Annotated in this window: 17 protein-coding genes; 13 read left to right on the forward strand and 4 right to left on the reverse strand. The window is 71.1% G+C overall.

The window, feature by feature from the left end; all coding sequences use genetic code 11:
• Nucleotides 1-198: 198 nt before the first annotated feature.
• A complete protein-coding gene (locus AB0B94_RS12640) occupies nucleotides 199-981 on the forward strand; it encodes a hypothetical protein (RefSeq protein ID WP_357275026.1) in 783 nt (260 codons plus the stop codon).
• Nucleotides 982-1,603: 622 nt separating this feature from the next.
• On the opposite strand, the gene AB0B94_RS12645 is transcribed toward AB0B94_RS12640, so the two are convergent.
• Nucleotides 1,604-2,035, reverse strand: a complete 432-nt coding sequence (locus tag AB0B94_RS12645; RefSeq protein WP_357275031.1) for an NUDIX domain-containing protein — start codon at nucleotides 2,033-2,035, stop codon at nucleotides 1,604-1,606.
• A gap of 1,058 nt (nucleotides 2,036-3,093) precedes the next feature.
• On the opposite strand from AB0B94_RS12645, the gene AB0B94_RS12650 reads away from it, so the two are divergent.
• The 7 genes from AB0B94_RS12650 (at nucleotide 3,094) to AB0B94_RS12680 (ending at nucleotide 17,166) form a co-directional block, all read left to right on the forward strand.
• Nucleotides 3,094-5,973 (forward strand): AAA family ATPase, encoded by a 2,880-nt coding sequence (locus AB0B94_RS12650; RefSeq protein ID WP_357275038.1) that lies wholly within the window; start codon nucleotides 3,094-3,096, stop codon nucleotides 5,971-5,973.
• A 151-nt stretch (nucleotides 5,974-6,124) separates the two neighbouring features.
• Nucleotides 6,125-7,150, forward strand: a complete 1,026-nt coding sequence (locus tag AB0B94_RS12655; protein WP_357275043.1) for a hypothetical protein — start codon at nucleotides 6,125-6,127, stop codon at nucleotides 7,148-7,150.
• Nucleotides 7,151-7,301: 151 nt separating this feature from the next.
• Nucleotides 7,302-9,578 carry a TOMM precursor leader peptide-binding protein gene (locus AB0B94_RS12660; RefSeq protein WP_357275055.1) on the forward strand — a complete coding sequence of 759 codons (2,277 nt, stop codon included), beginning with the start codon at nucleotides 7,302-7,304 and terminating at the stop codon, nucleotides 9,576-9,578.
• Nucleotides 9,579-9,659: 81 nt separating this feature from the next.
• Nucleotides 9,660-11,123 (forward strand): SagB family peptide dehydrogenase, encoded by a 1,464-nt coding sequence (locus AB0B94_RS12665; protein ID WP_357275065.1) that lies wholly within the window; start codon nucleotides 9,660-9,662, stop codon nucleotides 11,121-11,123.
• Entirely contained in the window at nucleotides 11,120-11,929 is an 810-nt protein-coding gene (locus AB0B94_RS12670; protein WP_357275071.1) for a hypothetical protein, read from the forward strand. Before AB0B94_RS12665 ends, AB0B94_RS12670 begins: the two co-directional genes overlap by 4 nt.
• On the forward strand, nucleotides 11,926-14,109 hold the full coding sequence (locus AB0B94_RS12675) for an NHLP family bacteriocin export ABC transporter peptidase/permease/ATPase subunit (RefSeq protein WP_357275081.1): 2,184 nt from the start codon (nucleotides 11,926-11,928) through the stop codon (nucleotides 14,107-14,109). The genes AB0B94_RS12670 and AB0B94_RS12675 overlap by 4 nt, the downstream gene beginning before the upstream one ends.
• A 24-nt stretch (nucleotides 14,110-14,133) precedes the next feature.
• Nucleotides 14,134-17,166 (forward strand): ATP-binding cassette domain-containing protein, encoded by a 3,033-nt coding sequence (locus AB0B94_RS12680; RefSeq protein WP_357275093.1) that lies wholly within the window; start codon nucleotides 14,134-14,136, stop codon nucleotides 17,164-17,166.
• A gap of 8 nt (nucleotides 17,167-17,174) precedes the next feature.
• On the opposite strand, the gene AB0B94_RS12685 is transcribed toward AB0B94_RS12680, so the two are convergent.
• Entirely contained in the window at nucleotides 17,175-17,954 is a 780-nt protein-coding gene (locus AB0B94_RS12685) for a MerR family transcriptional regulator (RefSeq protein ID WP_357275100.1), read from the reverse strand.
• 323 nt (nucleotides 17,955-18,277) lie between these two features.
• Here AB0B94_RS12685 and AB0B94_RS12690 point away from each other — a divergent pair, with 323 nt between their 5' ends.
• The 5 genes from AB0B94_RS12690 to AB0B94_RS12710 all read left to right on the forward strand — a co-directional run bounded on the left by AB0B94_RS12690 (nucleotide 18,278) and on the right by AB0B94_RS12710 (nucleotide 23,883).
• On the forward strand, nucleotides 18,278-18,640 hold the full coding sequence (locus AB0B94_RS12690; RefSeq protein ID WP_357275108.1) for a hypothetical protein: 363 nt from the start codon (nucleotides 18,278-18,280) through the stop codon (nucleotides 18,638-18,640).
• A 147-nt stretch (nucleotides 18,641-18,787) separates the two neighbouring features.
• Entirely contained in the window at nucleotides 18,788-19,162 is a 375-nt protein-coding gene (locus tag AB0B94_RS12695; protein ID WP_088948968.1) for a class IIb bacteriocin, lactobin A/cerein 7B family, read from the forward strand.
• Between the two features lie 27 nt (nucleotides 19,163-19,189).
• Nucleotides 19,190-20,356, forward strand: coding sequence for a YcaO-like family protein (locus tag AB0B94_RS12700; RefSeq protein ID WP_357275119.1), 1,167 nt, complete (start codon nucleotides 19,190-19,192; stop codon nucleotides 20,354-20,356).
• Nucleotides 20,349-21,746 (forward strand): TfuA-like protein, encoded by a 1,398-nt coding sequence (locus AB0B94_RS12705; RefSeq protein ID WP_357275128.1) that lies wholly within the window; start codon nucleotides 20,349-20,351, stop codon nucleotides 21,744-21,746. Before AB0B94_RS12700 ends, AB0B94_RS12705 begins: the two co-directional genes overlap by 8 nt.
• Before the next feature lie 10 nt (nucleotides 21,747-21,756).
• Nucleotides 21,757-23,883 (forward strand): radical SAM protein, encoded by a 2,127-nt coding sequence (locus tag AB0B94_RS12710; protein ID WP_357275148.1) that lies wholly within the window; start codon nucleotides 21,757-21,759, stop codon nucleotides 23,881-23,883.
• A gap of 322 nt (nucleotides 23,884-24,205) precedes the next feature.
• Here the strand turns inward: AB0B94_RS12710 and AB0B94_RS12715 are convergent, their stop codons facing one another.
• Together AB0B94_RS12715 and AB0B94_RS12720 are read right to left on the reverse strand one after the other, a co-directional pair.
• On the reverse strand, nucleotides 24,206-24,649 hold the full coding sequence (locus AB0B94_RS12715) for a hypothetical protein (protein ID WP_357275151.1): 444 nt from the start codon (nucleotides 24,647-24,649) through the stop codon (nucleotides 24,206-24,208).
• 282 nt (nucleotides 24,650-24,931) lie between these two features.
• Nucleotides 24,932-25,732, reverse strand: a complete 801-nt coding sequence (locus tag AB0B94_RS12720; protein WP_357275159.1) for a helix-turn-helix transcriptional regulator — start codon at nucleotides 25,730-25,732, stop codon at nucleotides 24,932-24,934.
• Between the last annotated feature and the right edge of the window lie 19 nt (nucleotides 25,733-25,751).

Raw genomic sequence — 25,751 nt, forward strand, 5'->3', positions numbered from 1 at the left:
TCGATCTGTGGTGCCGTCGGGCGAAGCAAGTTGGCGAGTGGCGACCGGTAGGCACGTTCGCCGCGGTCATGGGCTTGACGCCCCAAGGAGGATGGACGCATGCCGCGCCGCCTTCAATCAAGACGTGTGCCCGTCGGGCAATCAAGACGTGTGCACGTCGGGGAAATCAGTCGCCCGGCTCAAGTGGAGCCCGAGCCCGTGCGGCATGAGTTCCTCGTGCAAGTGCTGGGACCGTTTCTTGCTGGAATCCCCATCTTGATGGCCGGAGCGAAAGTCCTGCTGGTAGCTAATGGGAATGACGCAACCCTGGGCGCCCTTCTCTCCACGCTGAATATTCCTGCCGTGCTCCTCTCTGTATACCTGTCGGTCATCCCGCTATTGCTTGTGGTTCTCCCGGGGGCGTTTTTGGTCTACAAGTATGGTCTTTCGGACGACCCGAGAACGGCCGAGGGGAGGCTTCGGACCGGCCTGGCGCTTCTCCCGTTAGTCGGGATCAGCTTCCTGCTGACGCCTGCGAATACTCGGGATATCCTGTCGCAGCTCGGTATCGCGGGCGTGTTTTGCGTGATAGCGTTCTCGCGCTTTTTGCCGAGTGTGGCTCAGGTGCGATTTCCTAGGGTATGGCAGTTGAATCGGTTGAAATCCTGGCTCGTGCAACACGTCAATGCGGTCGCGGTCGCCTACGCAATGTACGCAGTTGTGGCTTTCCCGCTCACAGGAGACCCGCTTCGGGGGATCTGGCTCCCCGCCGTTAGGATTGAGATCGAAGGACATACCGTAGGCACCGGCTGGGTCCTGGAAGAGAATGAGCAGACGACCCAACTGTTGTGGCCGGACAGCACAGTGGCGAGATTTCCATCAAGCCAAATTCAGCGGATCGAATTCTGCAACCTTCGGCGCAGCACTGGCGTCCCCGGGAACCGGCCTCTGGTGCTTCTGCTGTCGGCGAGGGACCCAGGAAGGCAGCCTGCCTGCCCATAGGCGACGCAGCGATCCTCCTGGTGGGGCGCTGGAGGGCAAGGTTGAGAGTGTCCATCGCGAAGAGAGGCGTTGGGGACGGTTGCACAGGCCGGCCCGGCAGCCTGTCCGAGAACGCTACCAACGTCAGCCGTGCGGATTTGGGATCAGTGCGTGAGGTGTCGCAGATCAGCTGGCGGACAGTCGCCGCGCATCAGTTGACGGAGGAATCAGGCACGCCCGGACGGTGCGAGTTCCGTTCTTCAGATCGAGGCGGCCCGCAATGCGAGCCGTGTCCGATGGGGGCAGGCTGGCGGCGAGCGCTGATACCGGTCGCCAGGACGAGCGGCCTGTTTCTGTGCACGAGCCGCCAGGGGCAGTGGCCGAGGAAGCGGTGGTGATGCCTCTCCACCTGTTGTTCATCGAGGTCCCTTCCCAGGCATCACCGTTGACCGAGGACCAGTCACCAGAAGGACCGGCCCCGCGATGTGACCGTGGAGGAACCCGCTAAAGGCCACCCGTGGGCCGGTAACTATGGTCGCAGGGGCAGGAGCGGGGAGACGCAATCGGACCCACCACCAGCCGCAGGCGTTCCGGGCATCTCGACCGACCGACTGGGGGCTTCGAGCCTGGCGCTCTGAGGCCGTCAATCAAAGAGCCTGCCGAGCAGGGCTGATTGGCCGGCGGACAGAACGTGCCCCTGGGCCAGGGGCAGCCAGTACAGCTCGAAGCGGATCGGGTTGCTGTCGCTGTCGCCGCGTTCCACCGCGACCCACCGATCCGGAACCTCGGCGTCCTCGACGGACAGGTGGAAGAAGTGCCGCACGTGCACCGCGTCGGCGTAGGGCCGCATGTCCCACTCGGCTGCACCGAGGTACCGCTCGATGCGTAGTCCATGGAGGGCGGTTTCCTCGAACGCCTCGCGCAGCACAGCCTGCTCCAGTAGTTCGCCCTCACGAACCGTGCCGGCAGGAACCTGCAGGCCCGACTGATCAAACCGTTCATCGTCGGCGTGGACGAACACCAGCAGCCGATCCTCGTGGACGATGTACGCCACAACCTTCTGCGGTCGCTTCACCGGCGGAGCCTACGACGACAGGTGCGCCAACTGCGTGCGGGTTGTCGACGTATCCAGTCACGGCCCGGTGCGTGCGCCGGCGATCCGGCGATCCGGCGATCCGGCGATCCGGCGATGCGCGCGGTGGGGGACGGCTGAGTCGGAGCCAGCGTTGGTATGCGACGGCCGGCGTCGTCCTCACCGGCATCCTCGGGGCCGTGGTGGCCCTGGACACCAGCGGGTTTGACGTGGCCGACCGGAGATGGTGGCTGACGGTCGCGGTGATGGTTCTTCTCGTGGTCTGGTGGCAGTCACCTACGTCCAAACTGATCCCGGCTCGCCAGCGGACTGGGAGAACGCGGTCGAGACGGAGGCCGTCCGGCTGGCCTCCGAGGTGAAGTGCAGGTGGAGCGGACGCAGGGTAACGACAAGCGGGAGGGGCGTCGTCCAGGGTCTGGTTCTTCGCCCGGACCTCGCGCCGGGTAGCGCAGGGGGACGGGCGCTCGGCCCGTTTCCGTCGGCCGGATGCCAGCGGCCTTTCTGCGCTCGTCTCTAATGTGCTTGTTGCGTCTGCATGTTGCTGTTCGCATGTTGAATATTGGCGGCAGGTGGCCGGCGCTGACGGTGGGGTTCCAGCCATTTTCCGCCGTGGGAATCCCTTGCCGTCGGCTCATCAGGTGGGATGAGTGTCGCGGCTGAAGGGTCAAGGTAGGAATATGACCGCTTAGGGCGATTCACTATAGACGGCCATAATCGGGGCGGTATTGGATTAGGTGCGGTCCTCCGATGTTTGTCCAGATGAGCTTGCCGTACGCCCTTGTCGGCAGTGGTCCGGGGCTCGTTGGCGATAGCAGGGTGCGGCAGGTAGCGAGTGATTTGTTGGGCTTCCGGGCATCATTACGCCCTTCTGGCTACCGGTCTTTTTCTGCGGGTTGTGGTGCGATGTCGGAAAGAACTACATCTCGACGCCACCTGTCAAATACGGGTTGGCCGCGCGGGTATGTTTCGACACTCGACAGTGCTCCGGTATAGTGCGACCAATTCCCATTGACTGTGCCGGAAGGCGTCTGGTCTGCGTGATGACACCTGGGCTGGAAAGCGCATCATCGAGCCTGCGCTTCGTTGGGCGACGACCACAGTTGGCACGTATCGGGAGGGCCCAGGCCACGGTGCTGAGCCGTGGCCGGCAAATGGTTTGCGAGGTGGTCGGAGAGCCGGGCATCGGCAAGACCCGGTTCGTCCGCGAGGCCCTGGCGCGGTGCGACTCCACAGTCCCCTGGGCCGTCGGGACCTGTTCGCCGGATGAGCGAGGAGTCCCCTTCCATGTGTTTCGACACGCCTTCACGAAGGGGCAGTCACTCCGACGCGGGGTGCGTACTGGACGGCCCACCCTGGAGAGTTGGGCGGAGTCCGTCGCCGCGGTGCCAGCGGCGCCGGCGCGGGCGTCGGACGCCCGACGGTTCCGGACCTACCAGTTGGCCCGCCGGCTGATCGGCCTGGCGGCCCGCGACGGTCTGGTGCTGGTCCTCGACGACCTGCACTGGGCGGATGCCTCCTCCACCGGCCTGATCGCCCACCTACTGCGCTATCCGCTGCCCGCCCCGCTGCTGCTCGTGCTCGTCTACCGCCCGCGGCAGATGGCGACCCCGATGCCGTTCGGGCTACCAGATGCCGACAAGCACGCCGATGCGGAGCCGACGTCACACGACCGGATCGAACTCGGCCCTCTCAGCCTTGCCGAGGTCGCGCTCCTGCACCCCGACACCGACCAGGTGGAGCTGCGCGCCCGGTACGACCTGACCGGCGGCAACCCCGGTTACCTGGCAGTGCTGCCGAGCGACAGCACCTCGAACCGCGCAGACCCGATCCGTGAGGCACCGGGTGGCCGGCTGTCCGACGCGGCGGTGGCCGTGCTTCGCCGCGAGTGGACGGACCTACCGCCCGTCGAGCTGGCCTGTCTGCGGGCCGGGGCCATCGTCGATGCACAGTTCACCGCGGACCTGCTCGCCGAGGTTGCGCAGGTCCCGACGTCACCGGCGGTCGAGGCCTGCTGGCGGCTGGCCCGTCTTGACCTGATCCGCCGCGTCCCCGGCACTGGACGTTTCGCCTTCCGGCACCCGGTGCTGCGGATGGCGGTCGCTCAGGACACCGACACGCAGTGGCAGGTGGAGGCGTGTGCGCGGGCGCTCACGGCGCTGGTCGATCTGGGCGCGCCACCGGCGGATCGGGCCCGCTACGCGGAGCGCCTGCTCACCCTGCCCAACGGCGGCTGGGCCGACCGCTGCGTCAACGTGCTCTGCCGGGCGGCGCAGGAGGTCCGACGCGAGACGCCGGACCTGGCCATCCGCTGGCTGCGGCTGGCGTTGCGTGCGCTGCGGCCGACGGCCGCTCTGACGCAACGTCGCCAGGACGTGTCGCTCGCGCTGGCCGAGATCACCGGCGAGACGGGGGATCTGGCCGAGAGCAGGGCCCTGCTCCAGGAGATCGTGCCGCTGTTCCCCGCCGACCCGGAGGGACGGCGGACGCAGGCAGTAGCTCTCTGGGCGCGCGTGGAACGTCTGCTCGGCAACTACGCGGAGGCGGCGGCCATCAGCCGGCGGGAGTTGTCCGTCCTGCCAGCCGATGCCGGGCCCAGCGACGGCTACCGCCTCGCCACCGAGATTGGCGTCGCCGGCATCCTGGCCGGCCGCCCCGTGACCGGGCTGCCCGACGTGCTCAGCGGAGATCTCGGCGGCTCCGGCGCGGACCGGGCCAGCCTGCTGGCGGTGCGTAGTCTGGCCGCCGCACTCGACGGCGCACTCGACGACGCCCGGGGCTTGCTCGATGCCGGCGCGCGGATCGTCGACTCGCTGCCGGACCGGGACCTGCGGGACCATCCCGACTGCTTCACCGCACTCGGCCTGAGCGAGCTGTACCTCGAACGGCAGGCCGACGCGGTGCGGCACCTCGACCGAGGGCTGACGCTCGGCCGTGCCGCACACCGCGACGACGGACTGTGCCAACTGCTGCTCGGTCGCAGTCAGGTGGCCTACCACGGGGGACAGTTGAACACCGCCATCGGGTTGGCCACCGAGGCGGGCATCGTCGCCCGGCGCATCGGCAGTCACCACCTGCTGAGCTTCGCCCTGGCGTTCGAGGCGGAGGCGACGGCGTGGCGTGGTGGCCTCCGCGACGACGACCGGGCGGTGGCGCTGGCCCGCAGCGCCGCCGGAATCGCCACCGACCTCGCCACCTGGTGCGGTCGTACCGCCGCGACGGCGCTGGCGACTGCGGCGCTGCTGTCGGGTGATCCGGCGACCTGCGCCGACCTGGTGCGCTCGGCCGGCGGTGACAGCCGGCTGAGCCGTCTTCAGGCGTCCCTCCGACCCAGGTGGTACGAGCTGCTCTGCGCCGCCGCGCTCGCCGCGGGCGACGTGGCCGACGCCGAGCGGCAGGCGCGACTGGCACTGGCCGAGGCGGATCAGGTCGGGCTGCCCGGGCAGCGGGGGTTCGCCGAGTCGGCGTACGGCGAGGTGCTGCTCGCCCGCGGCGAGGTCCGGGCGGCGCTGCCGCACCTGGAGTCCGCGGCCGACCTGTTCCGCGCCGGCGGGATGGTGCTGCGCCGCAGTCTTGTCCTGGCCTCCCTGGCTCGGGCGGCCGAAGCCGCCGACCAGGCCGGCCTGGCGGCACGGGCCCGCCGCCGGGCGCTGGAGCTGGCTGGGTGGTGCGGGACGGAGCGGGTCGGCCTGCGACTGGCCCGTCCGGTCGGCCCGCGCGGGGTCGCCGCCCTGACCGACCGGGAGTGGCACATCGCGCGGCTGGCGGCGACCGGGGCCACCAGCCGACTGATCGGGCGGCAGCTGAACATCAGCCCCCGGACTGTGGAAGCGCATCTGACCCGCCTCTACCGCAAGACGGGCGTTGCTTCCCGGTCGGGCCTGGTCGCCTGGGTGGCTCGGCTCGATGACACCGATCGATGACTGCGTTCCAGGCCGGATGACGTCGTTCGGTGCAAGGTCGACAGGCCGGGCAGCACGAGGCCGCGCCGCCACCGTCGTAGCCCGACAGCCGCTCACATACTCGACTGCGTCGGGCGCGATTCCCGCGCACCGGTGGTGGATGGAGGACGAGATGCTGGGCAGAAGATCCGTCAGGAGCCCGCGTACCCTCGCCGCGCCGGTGCCGGCCATGCCGTTCGCCGCCGCCACGGTGGCGCTGCTCATGCTGACCGGCTGTGCTGGTGAGCCGGTGGACGCGGCCACCCCGGCGCCCCCCGGTTCGGCCACTTTCGGTCGGGACCGGGCCGCGCTCGTGCTCACCGCCTTCGACCAGGCCGACTCGGCCGCCTCGGTGGCCGGCGACGTCGAGGCGCTGCGGGCGCAGGAGGTTTCGCCCTCGCTGGACCTCAGCATCGCCGCGGTGCGTCGGGCCGCGTACAACCAGCGTCCGCAACCGTCCTTCCAGCACATCAACCCGGTCTTCGCGGTGCCACCCGGGGAACCGTCCTGTTTCCTCGCCACGGCTACTCTCCGGCTGACCGGCTCGGAGCTGGCGCCCACCGACGTCAGCCAGTTCGTGCTGGGTGCCGACGGTCAGTGGAAGCTCAGCCACAACGTTCAGGTCACCCAACCGTCGCTGGTGGTCGCCCGCAGCATCGACGGCCGGCCGGCCACCGCGGGCGGCACCGCCCTGGACGAGACCAGCCGTCGGGCCCTCGCCGCCGAGGTGTTCTCCCGCAGCATCGGGTCCACGACGGGCAACCGGTCCCTCGTCGTGTCGAGCCCGCTGCTCGACGGCCAGTTCGCCGGCGGTTGGGAGGTCTACGGGCAGCAGCTCGCCGGCGTCGGCGGGGCGGTGCAACGGACGATGGACCGGGCGGAATGGTCCGACTGCGCGGTCGCGGTGCCGACCGGCACGCTCACCTTTCTGACGATCCACGCCACCGACACGCTGCGCCCGGCGCCCGGCGGCCCGTCCACCGTCGGGTTGGAGCCGCAGAGCCCGGACCTGATCGCCACCGGTCACCTCAAGGCGGTCAGCGGAAAGTCGATCCGGGTCACCCGGGTGGAGACCTTCGTGCTGCTCGTGCCGGCACAGAGCGTCGGCACATCGGTGCTGGGACTCAACGACACCGCGCTGACGGTCACCGCCGACTGACCCTGCCGCCGAGCGTCCTCGGCGTCGGCGACGGCAGAAACCGGTGGCATCACTCGGATCGGACACCACCGGACCGCGACGATGACAGCAGCCGTGATCGCCGGCGGGGCCGGCGGTACCGCGGTCCGACCACGAAGCTCGGGAGGAACCCATGTGGCGTCCGCGCTTCCGATCGGACTACGTGCCGGTGCGGCTGCCCGACGGTCCGCTCGTGGTGCTGGGGGAGACCCGCAGCCTGCTCATCGACGACCCGGTCGCCGCGGACCTGGCCGACCAGCTCGACGGTGCCGCCCCGTTGGCCGACGTGGTGGCCCGGCTGGCCACCCGACACCCGGTCGCCGCCGTCGCCGCGGCCCTGGCCCGGCTGCGCGACCACGGCCTTCTGGTGTCCGGTCCGGCGCACACCTCGCCAGCCGAGGCTGCCGGCTGGGACGCCCGGGGTGTCCCGCCTGATGCCGGGCGGCGGTGGATGGCCGGGGGAGCCGTCACCATCGTGGACCTGGGGGCGCCCCGGGTGGCCGAGACCGCCGACGCGCTGCGCGCCCTCGGGCTCGCCCCGACAGTGGTCGGGCCGGACGCACCGGACCCCGACCCGGGCACCGCCCAGGTGCTGGTGCTGCCGTCGTCGATGCTCGACCCCCGGCTGGCCTTGCTCAACGACCGCCACCTGGCCGCCGGTCGCGCGTGGACGCTGGCCCGGCCACACGGCAACGTCGTCTTCCTCGGCCCACACCTCGTGCCGGGTCGCACCGGCTGCTGGGTCTGCCTGCGCCAACGCTGGCAGGAGAACGATCAGGTGAATGCCTTCCTCGACGGGCAGGACCTGGCCGGTCCGCTGCCGCAGCCCGGTCACGCGGTCCTGCCCGGACTGGCCACCATGGCGGCCGGGCTGCTGGCCGCGGAGCTCGCCGTGCTCGCCGTCCGGGGCGCGTCTCCCCGCCTCACCGGCCGGATGGTCGCCCTGGACACCAGGGACCTGAGCACGGAGAGCCACCAACTGGTACGACAGCCGCAGTGCCCCGCCTGCGGTGACCCGGACCTCGTCCGCAAGGCCGAGACCCGGATCGACCTGCCACCCAGCGGCAGCCAGCCCAGTCGGGCCGGCGACTCCCGCATCCGGGAACCCGCCGAGGCGTACGCCTCGCTCGTCCACCATGTCAGCCGGTATCTGGGCGTGGTGAGCCGGCTGACCCCGCTGGAGGCGACCGACAACGGCGTCACCCACACGTACTCGGCCGGGCACAACTTCGCCCAGCCCCGCCAGGTCGCCGCGCTGCGCCGCAATCTGCGCGGGCAGAGCGGCGGCAAGGGCCGGACCGACCTGCAGGCCCGGATGAGCGCGGTCGGGGAGGCGGTGGAACGCTACTGCGGGGTGTGGCGCGGCGACCGCCCGGTCCACCGGGCGAGCTACCGGCAGCTCGGTCCGGACCGCGCGGTACACCTGCGGGAGCTGCTGCTCTTCTCGGAACGCCAGTACGCCGACCGGCACCGGCTCAACCGCGACCTGGGCCACCTGCACCGCATTCCCCGCCCGCTGCCCGACGAGGTGGAGCTGGACTGGACCACGGGCTGGTCACTGACCCGGCAGACACCGCGTGAGCTGCCCGCCGCACACTGCTGGTACGGGCATCCGGAGCTGACCGGGCTCGGGGTGTGTTCGGCCGACTCGAACGGCTGCGCGGCCGGCGGCAACCTGTCCGAGGCGATCCTGCAGGGCTTCTGCGAACTCGTGGAGCGCGACAGCGTGGCCCTGTGGTGGTACCACCGGTCCCGGATGCCGGGGGTGGACCTCGCCTCGTTCGGCGAGCCGTGGACGTCCGCCTGCGTCGACCATCACGCCACCGCGCTGGGCCGTGAACTGTGGGCCCTCGACCTGACCGCCGACCTGGGTGTGCCCACGTTCGCGGCGGTGTCCCGGCGGGTCGACCGGGGGCCGGAGGACGTCCTGGTCGGTTTCGGCGCGCACCTGGACGCGCGGGTCGCGCTGACCCGGGCGCTCACCGAGGTGAACCAGTTCCTGCCCGCCGTCGCCGGTCCCACCTCCGCCGGCAACCGGTACGGGGTCGACGACCCGGACACGGCGCGCTGGTTCGGCACCGTGCGGGTGGCCGCTCAGCCCTGGCTGACCCCGGACCCCACCCGGCCGCCGCGCACCGCCACTGACCACCCGCCACTGACCACCGGCGACGTCGGGGACGACGTGCGCCGTTGCGTACACCGGGCCCAACGGGCCGGCCTGGAGGTGATCGTCGTCGACCAGTCCCGTCCGGATGTCGACCTGGCGGTGGTGAAGGTCGTCGTGCCGGGCCTGCGGCACTTCTGGCGCCGGCTCGGTCCCGGTCGACTGTGGGACGTGCCGGCCCGGCTCGGTCGGGACCCGCTGGCGGTCGACGAGATGTCGGCCAATCCGCTGAACGTCTTCTTCTAGCCGGCGCTCCCGGGGGCACCGGGACCGTGGGAAGGATGTGGGGATGACCACCGTGGTGGACCCGGTCGGTCGGCGGTCGTCGTGAGCGGCTCCGTCGGCGGTCCGCCGATGCAGGAGTCGTACCGACTGCGCCGTGACGCGGAGCTGCGGCTCGGCGAGGACGGCTCGCTGACGCTGCGGCAGACCCGCTTCCAGCTCACCCTGGAGCAACCTGGCATGGGCCGGCGGGCGCTGCTGCTGCGGCTCGCCGCCGACTGGGTCAACGACGTCGAGGTCGGCCGGCTGATCAGCGGCCTGGAGGGGGAGAACCGGGTGTTGCCCGCGCAGTTGCTGCTGCGCCGGCTGCTCGCCCACTCCTGGCTGGAGCGGCGCGTCCAGGTCGACGATCGGGCACTGCTCGACCTGGTGCCCACCGGCCTGGGGCGAGGCAGTCTGCCGGAGAGTCGCCTGCACACCCCCGGGGTCCGCTACCGGCTCTCCCGCTTCGCCGCCCTCCAGCACGAACGGGGCATGCTGGTGGCCGCATCACCACTGAGCACCCTCGTTGTCGGCTGCGCCGACGCCGCCCTCGGCGCGGTACTGGCCGCCTCCGCGCCGGGCGTCGGACCCGAGGCGGTGGCCCGCACGCTCGGCGTGCCGCCGGAAGTCGCCGGACGGGTGCTCGACGAGCTGGCCACCGCCCGGATCCTGGTCACCGACGCCGAGTTCGAGGCGGAGTGCGACGAGGCGCCGCTGGCCTACTGGTCACCGGAGGAGCTACGGCTGCATCATCGGTCCCGGGCCGGGCGACACGCGCTGCCGGTGGGCGGCACCTACCGGATGCGGGGGAGCTTCGCCCCGCAACCGCTGCGCCGCCCGTACGACGCGGGCCGGGCGGTGGACCTGCCACTGCCGGACCTGGCGACGATCGCCAAGGCGGATCCCGCGTTCGGCCAGGTCGTCTCGGACCGGCGCAGCGTGCGCGAACACGACGACGCCGCGCCGCTGCCGCTGGAGCGGCTGGCGGAGTTCCTGCACCGGTCGCAGCACACCAGCGCCGTCGGCGAGGCCGGCGGGCAGGAGATCGGCCACCGGCCCTACCCGGGCGGCGGCGGCGTCTACGAGCTGGAGATCTACCCACTGGTCGCGCGCTGCGTCGGGCTCGACCCCGGGCTGTACCACTACGACGCCGTCGGGCACCGGCTGGAACCGGTCGCCGGTTGGGGACCGGCCGCGGACCGACTGCTGGCGTACGCCCGGGCGGCCGGCGCTCTGCCTCGGCCGCCGCAGACGGTCCTGGTGGTCACCGCCCGGGTCCAGCGGCTCATGTGGAAGTACGAAGGGATGAGCTACGCCATGATTCTCAAGGACGCGGGTGTGCTGACCCAGCAGATGTACCTCGTCGCCACCGCCATGGGGTTGGCGCCGTGCGCCCTCGGCGCCGGGGACTCGCAGGCCTTCGCCGAACTGTCCGGGCTCGACCCGCTGGTCGAGCCGAGCGTGGCCGACTTCCTGCTCGGCTCGCGCCGCGCCGCCGGTCCGGCCGCAGCGGAGGCCCGGCCATGAAGTTCCGGCGGCAGGCGCTGCGCCAGTTGGAGGCGCCCGAGCAACTGGACCGGGCGGTCCGGCTGACCACAGTGCCGAACTGGCTGGCGACCACCGCGCTGGTCATCGTCGTCGTCGCCGCAGGTGTGTGGTCGGTGCGCACTGTGGTGCCCCGGACCGTCGAGGCTGCCGGGGTGCTGATCCACTCGAACGGGATCTCGGCTCTCGACGCGCTCGACAGCGGCCAGGTCACCAAGGTGTGGGCGTCACCGCACCAGCGGGTGCCGAAGGGAACCCCCCTCTACAGCCTTCGCACGACAGACGGCAAGGTACGGGTGGAGACCGCGCCGGGTGACGCGTACGTCGTCGCCTGGCTGGTCTCGGAGGGCGAGATCGTCACCCCGGGCACCCACCTGGCCGACCTGGAACGGCTCGACGCCGCGGGGGACGCGTTGCAGGCAGTCGTCTACGCCCCCGCCGTCGCCGCCCCGCTGCTGCAACCCGGCGTGTCCGTCGAGGTGGCCGCCGCGGCAGCGCCGCGCAACGTGTTCGGCACCCTGGCCGGCCAGGTGACCACAGTCGGCGCGTTCCCGGAGACCGAGGCGTCGCTGCGCGCCTTCCTGGGCACCGGGCCGGACGTCCGGCGACTGCTCGCCCGCGGCAGCGTGGTGCGGGTGACTGTCGCCCTGGAGCCCGACCCTGCCGCCCCGGGCGGCCTGCGCTGGACCAGGTCTCCGCCACCGTTCCAGCTCAACTCGGCCAGCGAGGTCACCGCCTGGTTCACGGTGGACCGGGAACACCCGATCGACTGGTTGCTGCGGCGATGAGCGCGCCGACGACCGCCGTCGGCGGCGCGCCGGAACTGCCCAGGATCCGGCGTCGACGGGTCCGTACGCCCACCCTGATCCAGATGGAGGCGGTGGAGTGCGGCGCCGCAGCGCTGGGAATCCTGCTCGCGCACCACGGTCGGCACGTGCCCCTTGAGGAGCTGCGCCGGGTGTGCGGAGTGAGCAGGGACGGCTCCACCGCGGCCACCGTGCTCAAGGGCGCCCGCCGCTACGGCATGGTGGCCAAGGGTTTCCAGATGGACCTGGCCGGCCTGGCCACCGTGGCGCTGCCGGCGGTGCTGTTCTGGCGGTTCGAGCACTTCGTGGTGCTGGAAGGGCTCGGGCGCAAGGTCTTCATCAACGACCCGGCCACCGGTCCCCGTGCGGTGAGCTGGGAGGAGTTCGACGGGGCCTTCACCGGCATCGTGCTCACCATGGAGCCCGGCCCGGAGTTCCGGCCCGGCGGCACCCGCTACCGGCTGGTGCGGGCGCTGGCCGAGCGGTGGCGCGGCCCGGGCTCGGCGATCGCGCAGATGTTGCTGCTCGGCCTGCTGATCGCCGTGGTCGGTCTGACCATTCCGGTGATGGCCAAGGTCTTCGTCGACCGGGTGCTGTTGCAGGAGGACCAGGCCGCGTTCGCCGGTCTGGTGGCGGCGGTGGCGGTCGCCACCGTGCTCACCTTCCTGGCCAGCCTGCTTCAGCAACGCCTGACGGTACGCGCGGAGACCGCGCTCGCCCTCGCCAGCGCCGCCAGGTTCTTCCGACACTTGCTGCGGCTGCCGCCGACCTTCTTCGACCAGCGGCAGGCCGCCGACCTCGGCCAGCGGGTCCGCGGCAACGAGGTGGTCGCCGAGGTGCTCACCCGCCGGACGGCCACCACGGTGGTGGACACCGGCCTCGTGCTGGCGTACGGGGCTCTGCTCTGCCATTACGACCTGCTGCTCGGACTGTGCGCGGTGCTCCTCGCCGGGCTGAACGTCAGCGTGCTGCGCTATGTCGCCTCGACCCGGTCCACCGCTGTCGCCGGTCTTCAGGCGGACCGCAGCAAGCTGGTGACAACTGTGTACACCACCGTCCAAATGATCGAGACGGTGAAGGCCGGCGGTGAGGAGGAACGCGCGGTGGCCCGGTTCGCGGCGCGCCACGCCACCGTCGCCAGCCGTCAGCAGCGGCTGGGGGTGCCCACCGCGGTGCTCTCCGTCCTGCCGGCGCTCCTCGCCTCAGGGACCACCGGGGTGCTGCTGTGGTTGGGTAGCCGGCAGGTCGTGGCGGAGGCGATGAGCGTCGGCGTGCTGGTCGGCATGCAGAGCCTGGCCGTCGCGATGAACCGCCCGCTGGGCAACCTGACCGCGCTGGGCTCGCGGTTGCAGGACATGAGCGCCGACCTCAACCGGCTGCGGGACGTGGAGCGGTACCCGTTGCCGTCGGCCCAGCACCGATCCTCCCGTCCGGTGACGCCGATTCAGGGGCACCTGCGCATCGAGGAGGTCACCTTCGGCTACAACCCGTTGGGCCGGCCACTGCTGGAGAACTTCAGCCTTGACCTGCCGCCGGGCGCCCGGGTGGCCCTGGTCGGTCGGTCGGGCAGTGGCAAGTCGACCGTCGGCCGGCTGGTCGCCGGGCTCTACCGTCCCTGGACCGGACAGGTCACAGTGGACGGGCTTGAGCGGGCCGCAGCCGACGACGGGCTCTGGGCGGCCACCGTCGCCATGGTGGACCAGGACCAACGGCTGTTCGAGGGGACGGTCCGGGACAACGTCACCATGTGGGACCTCACCGTCGCCGACGAGGACGTCGTCGGAGCGCTGACCGACGCATGCCTCTACGACGAGGTCGCGGCCCGTCCGGGTGGCCTCGGCAGCGTGGTGCGGGAGAACGCCCGCAACTTCTCCGGTGGGCAGCGGCAGCGGCTGGAGATCGCCCGAGCGCTCGTGCGCAACCCCCGGGTGTTGGTGCTGGACGAGGCCACCAGCGCGTTGGACGCCGAGACCGAACGTCGGATCGACAGGCACCTGCGCCGGCGCGGGGCCACCTGCCTGATCGTGGCCCACCGCCTGTCCACCGTCCGCGACTGCGACCTGATCGTCGTGCTGGACGGCGGCCGGGAGGTGGAGCGCGGCACCCACGAGCAGCTCGTCGCCCGGGACGGGGCGTACGCGCGCCTGGTCCGGGACCACTGACCACGACGATCCGAGGAGACGCTGATGAGTGGCGCGGTGGAGGATGCCCCGGCCGGCGGCCTGATCGACTTCTGCTCGGACGGCGTACGCCAGGTCTGTCGCCTGGACGGCCCGGCGGCCAGTTGGCTGGTGACCGGAGGCGAGGCCGACCTGTTCGCGGTGCGCCGGGCCGGGATGAGCCCCTCGCGTCGTCACCATGTGGCCCGGCTGCCTGCGGGTGGCCTGGTGCCGACGTCCACCGCGATCGGTGCGTGGCAGTTGATCCTGGTGCCGCTGCCCGGTACGGAGCTGCGCGGGCTGTCCCGGCGTCACCTGTCCCTGCTGGAGCGGCATGTTCGGCTCGGCCGTGTGGCGGACGACGGGGCGTCGCTGCGGGCACGGACTGCCGCGACGGAGCTGGTGGCGGCGCTTGACCTGGTGCTGGTCACCGTCGCCGACGCGCTGCGCCGCGGGCAGGCGCCCCGGGAGGCGTCCACCCTGCGCGGACGCGAGATCATTTCGCTGGTGCAGGGGAGCGCCCTCACCTCCACCGGCGGCGCGTGGTGGCTGCGCAGCGCCGGTGGACAACTGCGACGCAACGACGGTGGCCCGGCGGAGATGTCGGGGGAGCGGGAGCTGCTGCTGGTCGCCGAGCGGGACTGGGTGGTGGCCGAGTCGCCGTGCGCTGTGGAGAGCCACGGTAGCTGGGACCTGCTGGTCAACGATCAGCTCCGGTCGGCCGTCGACCAGCATGTGGCCCGGCTGCTGCGGATGGTGGAGACCCGGATCGAGGAGGCTGACGCGGCGTTGCTGAGCGCCGTACAGCGGCGCCGGGAGACCGACGCGGCGGTGCTCGCCGCGGCGGCCCGACGGTCGATCGGGGTGATCGGCGCGGGCGGTGCGGTTGCGGTTCCCGACGGCGAGCCCGGCTTCGACCGGTACGGGCGGGCGGCCTCGGTGGTCCGGGTGGTCACCGAGGGGATGGGCAGCCCGATCAACGAGCCGGCCGACCGCAGCCGCGCGCCGTTGGACGACCGGGCGGCGGTGCACGCGGTGACCCGGGCGTCCAGCCTCTTCCTGCGTGAGGTGCGGCTGCCCGACCGCTGGTGGCGGCGGGACCTGGGGCCACTGGTGGGGTGGCGGGCCGGCGATGGTCCGGAGCGCGCCGTCGCGGTGCCGCTGGTGTTCCGTCGAGGCCGCTACCACCACGTCGACCCGGACACCCGGGCGTACGGTCCGATCGACGCGACAGTGGCCGCGACGTTCGCTGCCGAGGCGACCGAGGTGCAGGCGCCGCTGCCGCCTACCGCTCGGATGCGCCACCTGCTGCGGGCCGGGCTGGTCGGTGCGTCCCGCGACGTGCGGGGGCTGCTGTTCGCCGCCACCTGCGTGGCACTGCTGGGCCTGGGCGTGCCGCTGGCCACCGGCGAGGTGCTCGGCCAACTGGCCCGGCAGGGCGAGGTGAACGGCCTTGGCGGTTTCCTCGCGCTGATGCTCAGCGCCGCCGTGGTCGCGGGTCTGGTGGGGGTGGTGCAGAACCTGCGTCTGCTGCGGTTGGACGGCCGGATGCAGTCCGGCGCGCAGCTGGCGATCTGGGATCGCCTGATGCGGTTGCCGGCCCGGTTCTTCGCCGGTCGCAGCAGCGGGGAGATCGCCAACTCGATGTTGGGGATCTCGTTCGTCGGTGAGGCGCTGAGCGCGCTGTTGCCGCAGCTCGTCTCGGCGGCCGCGACGGTCGCGGTGACCCTCGGCATGCTCCTGGTGGTCGAGCCCGTGCTCGGGCTGTGGGGAGTGGGGATCGTCGTCGTCACCATGTTGACCTTCGGCGCGTTCGCCGGGCTGATCGTCAGTCAGCAACGGGCCGCGCTGCCGGCCGAGCACCGGGCGGCTGCGATGACCAACCAACTGCTCGGCGGCATCGTCAAGATTAAACTGGCGGCCGCCGAAACCCGTGCCCACGCGCGCTGGTCGGAGGTCGCCGCGACGGCCCGAGCGGCGCTGCAACGGGTCCGGCAGAGTCAGGCGGGCCTGGTCGCCTTCGGCACCGTGCTGCCGGTCGCCGGCCAACTGGTCCTGTTCGCCGTGCTGATGGGGCCGATGGCCGGTCGGGTCGCACCGGCCGACTTCTTCATCCTCAACGTCGGTTTCGCGATGCTACTGGGCGCGCTGCTGGTGCTGGTGTCGGCCGGGGTCGAAGTGATCGCGGCGGTGCCCCGGCTGGGCAGCCTGCGGGAAATCCTGCGCGCCGACCCCGAGGCGCGGCCGGACCGGGTGGACCCGGGGGAGCTGCGCGGCGAGATCGCGCTGCACCGGCTCACCTTCGCCTACCAGCCGGACGAGCCGCCGGTGCTCGTCGACATCGACCTGCACGTCCGCCCGGGTGAGTTCGTCGCCATCGTCGGACCGAGCGGCTGCGGGAAGTCCACACTGCTGCGGATGCTGCTCGGCTTTGAACGCCAGCAGCAGGGCGCAGTGCTCTACGACGGCCAGGACCTCTCCGAACTTGACGTACACGCGGTCCGCCGGCAGTGCGGAGTGGTCCTGCAGGATGGTCAGCTCTTCGCCGGCTCGATCCGCGACAACATCTGCGGCGCCGGCAGCTTTCCACTGGACCAGGTCTGGGAGGCGGCGCGGATGGCCGGCCTCGCCGATGACCTGGAGGCGCTGCCGATGGGGATGAGCACGATGGTGCCGTTCGGCGGCGGGACGCTCTCCGTCGGACAGCGGCAGCGGGTGCTGATCGCCCGCGCGCTGGCCCCGCTACCCCGGATCATCTTCCTCGACGAGGCGACGAGCGCTCTGGACAACCGGACGCAGGAGGTGGTCAGCCGCAGCACCGCGGCCCTGGCCGCGACCCGGGTGGTCATCGCCCACCGGCTGTCCACGGTCCGTGCGGCGGACACCATCGTGGTCCTTGAGGCAGGGCGGATCGTCCAGCGGGGCAGCTTCGACGAGTTGATGGACGACACCGACGGGTTGTTCCACCGGTTGGCGCGGCGGCAACTGCTCACCGAACCGGAACGGTCCGACACCGTGCCGGAGAGCCGACAGGCGCACGGGCAGCCCGCGGCCGGCTGACGACCCGGTCACCCGTTGTCGATGACAGTGCTGTCCTCCAGGCACACGTCCGCGTCCAGGTGGTTCTCCAGCAGTTCGGCGATGTGCGCCTCCGACTGGTTCTCCACGGCGAGCCGGAACGCCTCGGTGAGCACGTTGACCACGCCCTGGGTCAGCAACAGGGTTTCCCGGTCGAGCTCGGCCCAGGACGACCGGGCGCCGCTGCGTACCAGCTCCGGAGCGAGGGTCAGCAGCCGGGCGGTGACGGCGGCGACCAGCTCGTCAGCCACCGGCCGGAGGCTGTCCAGCACCTCGCTGAGGGTCTGCAGTGCCGGCACCGTGCCCACTCGTACCCGATGCAGGTCCAGGGCGGCGCGCAGCGGGCGTGGCCGGACGGTGCGGACGGTGCCGTCGGTGGTCCGGCCGATCACGCCGTGGCGGGTCAGCGCGTGGGCCAGCGCCGGACGGTCGGCGGTCAGGCGTTGCAGCATCGCGGTGAGCCCGTCGGGCGCCTCGTCACTGGCCCGGACCCCGAGCATCGCCTCGATGGACACCAGGTTGAAACCCTGTCGTTGCAGGGCGAGGATCGCGTCCAGTCGGCGGACGTGGGAGTCGTCGTAGAGCGCGGCCCGACCGCGCCGCACCGGCGGGGGCAGCAGCCGCCGGGCCTGGTGGGCTCGGATGTTGCGCGGCGACATCCCCACCTTGCGCGCGAGCTCGTCCACGCTGTACCCGACCGGGGCACCGGGCGTCGTCGTCACCTCGTCGATGGTCACGGTGGCCTCCGGCAGCACTCGGTGGCGGAACACGGCAACCCCGTCGAACCGCTGTCACGCTGAACGGTCCGCCGATCGCAGCGTAGGTGTGCGGACCGGGCGGGTGACAGGCGGGGAATTGCTACTTGTCCACAGTGGTGAAACTGATTAAAATCGCGGTCCGCCGCAAGTCGCTGATTCCCAATTACCCGGCTTTCGCCGCAGCGCGACCTTTTCGCGGCCACATTCGATGAAATTCCCGCTCGCCGGGCGGACCGGATCCACCGGTGACCCACGATGAAGCGAAACCGGTGGCCCGGAACTCCCCGCGCTGCCTGTCGCCGCCGCCGGCGGCCGACCATCGAAGGGAGCAGGGTGTGACACCTGTCGATCGAGCGGTCTTCGTGGCCGCGTACAGCCGACTGGTCGCCGAAGTCTGGGCCGACCCGGCCAAGGAGCAGGCGCTCGACCGGGACCCGCGCGGGTTCCTCGCCGGCTACGGGCTCCAACTGTCCGAGGACGTGCAGGTCCGGGTGGTCCGGGACGTCGCCGACGCCGATCCGGATCTGGAGGCGCAGGTCGAGTCGTGGCAGCAGGCGGGCACCACCGGCACTTTCGTGCTCTTCGTGCCGTCGCTGCTGCCGGTGGCTCAGGCGGAACTGGCCGAGGACGAACTGGACAGCGTCGTCGCTGGTCTGGATCCCAGTTGCGCCTGCTGCTGCCCGTGCTGCTGCACCTGACACCGAAGTCAGCCGCCCATTAGCTGGCGCGGCAGATTCTGATGGCAGCCAGACGGAATCATTGATTGTCGAACCTCAATTTTCGTAGCGTTCTCGCCACGGCGATCACCCCCGTCTTGCACCGACCCCCGAGGAAAGGACCGAACGATGAGCAACGACGAACAGGAATATGGCGCGAGGTTCGTGACCAAGTACTCGGAACTGGTCACCGCGGTGTGGCGCAGCGACGAGGAACTGCAGCGCCTGCTCGCCGACCCGACCGGCTACGCGACGGCAGCCGGCCTGCCGGTCGCCCCCGGCGCCCGGGTCGAGGTCGACCGCGCCCAGCCCGCCACGCTCTACACCAAGGATCAGGTCGTCGCCGACTGGGCCGGCACGCCCGGCCTGCACGTGCTGCACGTGCCCGAGGTGCCGCTGGTCGACCTCAACGAGCTGACCGAGGCCGAGCTGGAGACGGTCGCCGGCGGTGTGGCCCCGATCGCCGACAACAACGTCAACATCATCGCCGTCCTCATCCTCTGAGTTCCCCACCCCCCGCCGGGAGCCTCGATGACTGACATGACCGAGACCATCGCGTTCCGATCCGGCACCTACCGGACGGCCACCGTGGAGCAGACCTGGGAGCGGATCGGGAGTCTGCTCGACCGGTTCCGGATCACCCGGGTCGCCGACATCACCCGGCTCGACGAGATCGGCCTGCCGGTGCACGTCGCCTACCGGCCGGTGGGAGCCACCATGGCGGTGAGCGTCGGCACCGGCGCCACGGCGACGCAGGCCCGGGTCAGCGCGGTCATGGAGAGCATCGAGTCCTGGCATGCCGAGAACCTCCGGCCGGGGACCGTGGTCCGGTCCCCGGCCGAGGCGCTCGACCTGCCGTACGACGTCCGGTGGCTGCACCTGGCGGAACGGTCACCACTGACCCCCGCCGTCGAGCTCGACTGGGTGGCTGGCCGTGGGCTGGTGACCGGTGCGGACTGTCTGGTGCCCCGCGCCACCATCGAACTCGACTTCACCATCCGGCGTGGCTGGGACCGCGCCCTGTTCACACCCAGCAGCAACGGGCTGGCCACCGGGAACACCTTCGCCGAGGCCAGCCTGCACGCTCTGCTGGAGGTCATCGAACGTGACTGCATCGCCCCGTACTGCACCTCACCGTTGGCCGAGCGCACCTACGCCGACCCGGGCACCGCCACCAACCTGATGACCCGCACTGTGTACGAGGCGCTGGTGCGGGCCGGTTGCTGGGTGGAGGTCTGCGACATCACCAACGCTGTCGACGTACCCTGCTACGCCGCCTCGATCTGGTCGGAGGACCTGCCGGTCACCTTCGGCGGCTTCGGCTGCCACGTGGACCCTGAGATCGCCGTCGGTCGCGCCATGGCGGAGGCAGCGCAATCGCGGCTGGTCATGGTCTCCGGAGCCCGGGACGACATCGACGCCACCGCGTACCAGGACGTGGGCGGACCGCCGGTGCCGCCGCCCACCGTCGACCGGCCCGTGCGGCCGGTCCGCCGGGATTCGCCACCGGCGGGTGACGTGACCCAGGTGCTGCGCGAGCTGGCGTCGCGGGTGCAGCGGGTCACCGGCGTCGAGCCGTTCAGCGTCGACCTGACGCACGACGACATCGGCATTGCGGTGAGCAAGGTGTTCGCCCCTGGCCTGCGGATGTTCGACGAGCGTGCCCTCAGTACCCGACCGGGAGTGCCCCGTGACTGACGTCGTCTTCATAGGTCCGAGCCTTTCGGCCGACGAGGTCGGTCGTCTGCTGCCTGACGCGCTGGTGTTGCCGCCTGTCGCGCACGGCGACCTGCTCCGCCTGGACGTCGTCCCCGGCGACCGGGTCCTCGTCATCGACGGGTTCTTCCTGCAACACCCGCCGGTCCGCCACCGGGAGATCCTCGACCTGCTCGACCGCGGCGTGACGGTGGCCGGCGCCGCCAGTATGGGCGCGCTGCGCGCCGCCGAGCTGTGGCCGTTCGGTATGCGTGGTGTGGGGGAGGTGTTCCAGCTCTACCGCGACGGGATCGTCACTGGCGACGACGAGGTGGCAGTAGTGCACGGGCCCGCCGAGGAAGACCACCGCGCGTTGAGCGTCCCGCTGGTGAACATCCGGGTCGCGCTGCGCCGCGCCGTAGCGGCCGGCGTGCTCAGCGACACCGAGGCTGCGCTGCTGCTGGACATCGGCCGGGACCTGCCCTTCCGGCGGCGGTCGTACCAGGCGTTGGAGCGCACCACGCCACCCGAGGCCGCGGCCTTGGTGGGCCGGTTCCTGACCTGGCACCGGCGGGACCCCTACGACGCCAAGAGCGCTGACGCGCGGCTGCTGCTGTCGATGGCGGCGGACAACGCGCCCGAGCTGTGCCCGGCGCACGCCGGCGACCAGCCGCTCGACAACCTGCACACCCGCTTCCTCGACAGCTGGCGCTCGCGGTTCGCCGGAGAGTCGGTCGGCGGGCACTGGGCCAGCGACCGGGAGGCCGCCTCGGTGCTGATGCTGCTGCATCCCGAGTCGCCAACCTGGCACCGGCGGTCGGTGCTGGCCGGGCTGGCCGAGGCCGACATCGACGACCCGATGGTCGAGGAGCGCGCCAGCGAGGTGGCCCGCCGACGCGGGCTGACCGGTGCGCCGCCGAGCGGGTGGGACTGGCTGACCGACCGGGAACGGGGTCTCGACGACCACGAGGCGGTGCTGCGGGTGTTGGTGCGGGCGTTCGGCACCACGCCGTACCGCAGCCTGGCGCTGTGGATGGTCGCGGCACCGCTGCGTACCCCCGCGTTACTCACCGCGGCACGGCAGGTCGCGGCGACCGCGGCGTCGCTGAACGAGACGCTCGTCCCGCGTACGACGGGGCGCCGCCGCCCGGGTGCCCGGCTGCACTTCCGCACCGAGATCGTCGACGCGTGCTTCGCCAGGCTGTGGGGCTGTGCCGCCGACGGGCTGGAAGCGGCGGCGTGGGACCGGGGCTTCGTCGACCTCGCGGCGTTCCGGTACGCCGCCGAACCGTTTGTCGCCTACGTCAAGGCGTTCGGCGCCCCGCGACTGCCCGCGGTGGGCACGCGGGCGCAGGAGGACACCCTGGCCGTTTCAGCGGCCCGGGTCGGCTGAGGAGGAGTCGATGAGCGGCACCGTGAAGGCAGCACTGATCTACCCCCCGCTGACCGATCCCACCTCGGGATACCACTCCCTGAACTACCTCGATTCGTACGCCCGGGCACAGGGGCACCGGCCGGCGGAGATCATCGACGCCAACATCGAGGCGTTCCACCACTCGTACACCCCGTCGGCGTACGAATGGCTGCGGCGGGAGCTGTCCCGGCTCTCGATCGAGGATCTCAGCGGCCCGGACGCGCTGATGGCCCGGGCGAACCAGCTCGGCGTGCCCGACCCGGATCCGGAGCGGCTGCGTCGGTCGATCGGGGTGCTGCAGGATCCGACCCTGTTCTACGACTACCGGCACTACCAGGACGCCGTCGAGGGCGTGATCTCCTGGATGGACGCGCTCGGCGGTGTCGGGTTCCCCGGGCAGTTCCACGCCGGCTTCCGGCTGCACCCGCCGCCGATGATCTCGATCGGCTCGGTGGCCGCGCTGACCGACGAGGCGCTGCTCGCTCGGCTCAACCGGCCTTTCCTGCCCTACTACGAGGATGTGCTGATTCCGCGGCTGGCCGCTGGCGGGCACCAGGTGATCGGCATCAGCGCCACCTACCAGTGGCAGTTGCCGTTCGCGCTCTGGATCGCCCGACTCGTCCGGAAGGCGTGCCCGGACGTCTTCCTCATCGCGGGTGGTACGGAGATCTCCGACGTCTGGAAGTGCGCCAGCAAACCCGAGTACGTCTTCCAGGTGCTGGCCGACTTCGACGCGATCGTGGTCGGGGAGGGGGAAAGCGCGTACACCGAGATCCTGGACGCGGTGGCGGCGGGCACGCTGCCGGCCGGGCATCCCAATGTCCGGCTGCACCCCAAGTACGGCCGCCAGCGTCAACTGCCCCTGCGCTACGAACGCCTGGCGCAGGTGCCGGTCCCGGACTTCTCCGGCCTGCCCTGGGATCTCTACCTCAGCCCTGAGCGGTTCGTCTACTATTCGCCGACCCGGGGCTGCTACTGGAACAAGTGCACGTTCTGCGACTACGGACTGAACACCGACGGTCCCACCAGCCCATGGCGGCAGGACACGGTGAGCACCATGATCGCGGACGTCACCGAGCTGTCGAAGTTCGCCAAGTTCATCTACTTCTCGGTCGACGTGCTCGCTCCCGCTACCATCCTGCGCTTCGCCGAGCAGGTCGTCGAGCGAGGGCTGGACTTCCGTTGGGGTGCCGAGATCCGACTGGAGAAGTACTGGTCGGACGAGCGCTGCGACTTGCTGAGGCGCAGCGGCTGCGTGGCCATCTCGGTCGGCTTCGAGTCCGGTAACCAGCGCGTCCTCGACCTGATCGACAAGGGCACGAAGCCGGAACAGGCACGACGCACCATGATGGCGATGACCAAGGCGAACATCGGTGTGCAGATGATGGGCTTCACCGGTTTCCCCACCGAGACCCGCGAAGAGGCGCTGGACAGCGTCAACTTCCTGCGTGACAACCCGGACCTGTGGACCCTCGGCGGGCTCGGCGACTTCATGCTGACACCGGGCGCCATCGTCGCCAAGGAGCCGGAGCGGTTCGGCATCACCAATGTGCGGCCGGTGCGGGGATCGGACATCGTCCGGATGCTCAAGTACGACGAGCCGGTCACCGAGGCGGCGCAGGCCGAGGTCGCCCAGGCCAAGGCCGGCCTGAACCCCGGGCATTACCACCGCCCGTGGTTGGGCGCCACCGACACCCCGCACACGTTCTTCTACCACGACCGTTACGGCACCGCTGTTCGCGGCGTCCTCGCCCACGACCGGTTACGACACGACACCGACGACCAGACCGAGTTCCTCGCCAACGGCTCCTTCGTGGACCGCGACGACGAGCAGGTCTGGCAGGCGTACCGGCGGATCCGCTCCGACGAGCAGGAGGGCGTCCCGGGCGACCTGCCGGCCGACCGGCACCTGTTCCGCCGAGTCGACGGTCAGGTGTTCGCCCTCAACCGCAGCAGCCGGCTGTTCCTGGATCTCTTCAGCGCGCCGCTCACCCTCGCCGAGGCGCAGCGCCGGCTCTGGATCGTCGAACCGACCGTCGCGGACCGGGTCTGGCGGACCTTCATCGGGCAGCGGCTGATCCGCCGGCATCGGCTGCCGGCCGGGCCGGCGCGGTGACCCGATCGCCGGTCGGGGCACGCGTCGGCCAACACCGATGGCGGCATCCCGGAACTCGCCGATCGGATCCCAACGCGGGCCGATTGCGTTGCGTGGCTCCGGATGCCACTGGTGGAAGTCCTGCGCGACCACCAGCCGGGCTCCGAGTGCGCTGGGCGTCCGGGGCGCGAGGTTACCGCCGGAGCCACAGTCGGCGTTGACGACGTAGCGGACGTACGCGTGATCGGAGTTCCCGCCGCGAACCTCGGCGTTGATGGTGTTGGTGCTCTGGTTGCCGGCATAGGCGGAGTCCAGCTCATGGCTGCCCGTCCGGGCCGAGGCGTCATCGGTTGTCGGTCGGCCCCAGTGCGCCGCGCCGCCAGGTGTGCCACCCCCGGCAGAGCAGGTAGGCGGCGACGGTGGTCAGCGACACGAATCCGTCGGCGAGCAGGGTCCGCGCCGCGTGCGGGATGTCGAGGACGAATGCGGCCTGCACGGTGACCACGATCTTGTGGAAGAGGAGGAGTTCCCACATGCCGCGCTGTTTCCGCGGCGCGATCGCCAGCATGGCCCACATACCGGCGAACACGATGTACGCACACGTCCGCCAGAACTCCGTCAGCACCATGTCGTCGGGGAGGCTGCCGAGGCGGGAGACGCCCTCGACGAACGGGACCAGGGTGGCCGCCGCGGTGATCGCCATCAGCACCCGCCCGGTGCGATCCTGCCAGCGGGTCGGGTTGGTGGCGGTCGTCGCGTCGGTGCGTAGGTCAACGTGGGCGGTCATTGATCTCTCCCTGCTCGATGTCGTGGCCAGCTGTCAGGCACTGAGATCATCCGATGGCAGGGCTCGGCATCGCATCGGTAAGAATTACGTAGCCGGCTGTCGGTCGCCGCGATCGTGTGGGTCGCCACAACGGTCTCGGCCAGCCGCGGGACCGCCCGGATTGCCGCCGTCACCTACGCCTACTGCCGAGCTGCATCCCACTGAGGACGCCGCGGCCAGGTCGGCGGCGCGATGCGGGCTGGCTGGGGGGAGCAGGTTGGGAGCAGCCGGGCGCCGATGCGGTCAAACCAGTCGATCCAGCCGGTCGCGGGCGGCGGTGTCAGGCCTAGGCGTGAGGATTACCAGGCGTAGGTCGGTGTTCTGGGTGGTCAGGACGTTGGCGTCCAGCGGGATGGCGCCCACGTCGGGGTGTACGGCGGTCTTGTGCGCGCTCTCGTGATTGGCCACCGCGCGGAGGGCCCAGAGTTGGCGGAATCTGTCGTTCCCGGTCATGCGTGAGACCAGTGCCGCCACGTCGGGGTCGTTGGGATAACGGGCGCTGGTGGCGCGCAGGTCGGCTACCAACGACTGCTCGAAGTAGGCGCGTTCGGTGTCGGTCTGGCGGACTCGGGGGTTTCGGGATTCGAACTGGACGATCAGGGCGTTGCGATCGTCGGCGGTGGCGCCCGCGGGGTCGCCGAAGACGGCCGCGAACAGGCGGTTCCAGTGCAGCAGCCGCCACAGGGCGTCATAGACGGCCGCGGGGGTGTCGCCGAGGTGGTCGATGACGCGGTGCAGGCTGCTGGGAATCAGCCGGGGGACCCGGTCCGGGGCCGCGGCGAAGCCGGCAAGGCGCATCAGGTGCGCCTCCTCGTCGTCGGAGAGTCGTAGCGCGCGGGCCAGGGACGCGCATACCTGTGCCGATGGTGTGGCGGCCCGGCCCTGTTCGAGGCGTGCTACGTATTCGGGGGAGATGCCGGCCAACGCTGCCAGTTCGCCGCGTCGTAGCCCGACGACGCGGCGCGGGGATGCGTTCGGGAGACCGACCGCGGCCGGGTCCGTGCGATCCCGCCAGGCCCGCAGCGCGGCTCCGAGGTCATTCATGAAACACATGATCCGCCAT

Origin of the sequence: Micromonospora sp. NPDC048986, from assembly GCF_040649335.1 — a bacterium.
Classification (GTDB): Bacteria; Actinomycetota; Actinomycetes; order Mycobacteriales; family Micromonosporaceae; genus Micromonospora; species Micromonospora alfalfae.

Excerpts from the sequence above, each read along its gene's own strand:
- AB0B94_RS12700 (WP_357275119.1), top strand. The coding sequence starts at position 19,190 with ATGACTGACATGACCGAGACCATCGCGTTCCGATCCGGCACCTACCGG.
- AB0B94_RS12720 (WP_357275159.1), bottom strand. The coding sequence starts at position 25,732 with ATGAATGACCTCGGAGCCGCGCTGCGGGCCTGGCGGGATCGCACGGAC.
- AB0B94_RS12710 (WP_357275148.1), top strand. The coding sequence starts at position 21,757 with ATGAGCGGCACCGTGAAGGCAGCACTGATCTACCCCCCGCTGACCGAT.
- AB0B94_RS12695 (WP_088948968.1), top strand. The coding sequence starts at position 18,788 with ATGAGCAACGACGAACAGGAATATGGCGCGAGGTTCGTGACCAAGTAC.
- AB0B94_RS12715 (WP_357275151.1), bottom strand. The coding sequence starts at position 24,649 with ATGACCGCCCACGTTGACCTACGCACCGACGCGACGACCGCCACCAAC.
- AB0B94_RS12650 (WP_357275038.1), top strand. The coding sequence starts at position 3,094 with ATGACACCTGGGCTGGAAAGCGCATCATCGAGCCTGCGCTTCGTTGGG.
- AB0B94_RS12675 (WP_357275081.1), top strand. The coding sequence starts at position 11,926 with ATGAGCGCGCCGACGACCGCCGTCGGCGGCGCGCCGGAACTGCCCAGG.
- AB0B94_RS12655 (WP_357275043.1), top strand. The coding sequence starts at position 6,125 with ATGCTGGGCAGAAGATCCGTCAGGAGCCCGCGTACCCTCGCCGCGCCG.
- AB0B94_RS12680 (WP_357275093.1), top strand. The coding sequence starts at position 14,134 with ATGAGTGGCGCGGTGGAGGATGCCCCGGCCGGCGGCCTGATCGACTTC.
- AB0B94_RS12660 (WP_357275055.1), top strand. The coding sequence starts at position 7,302 with ATGTGGCGTCCGCGCTTCCGATCGGACTACGTGCCGGTGCGGCTGCCC.
- AB0B94_RS12670 (WP_357275071.1), top strand. The coding sequence starts at position 11,120 with ATGAAGTTCCGGCGGCAGGCGCTGCGCCAGTTGGAGGCGCCCGAGCAA.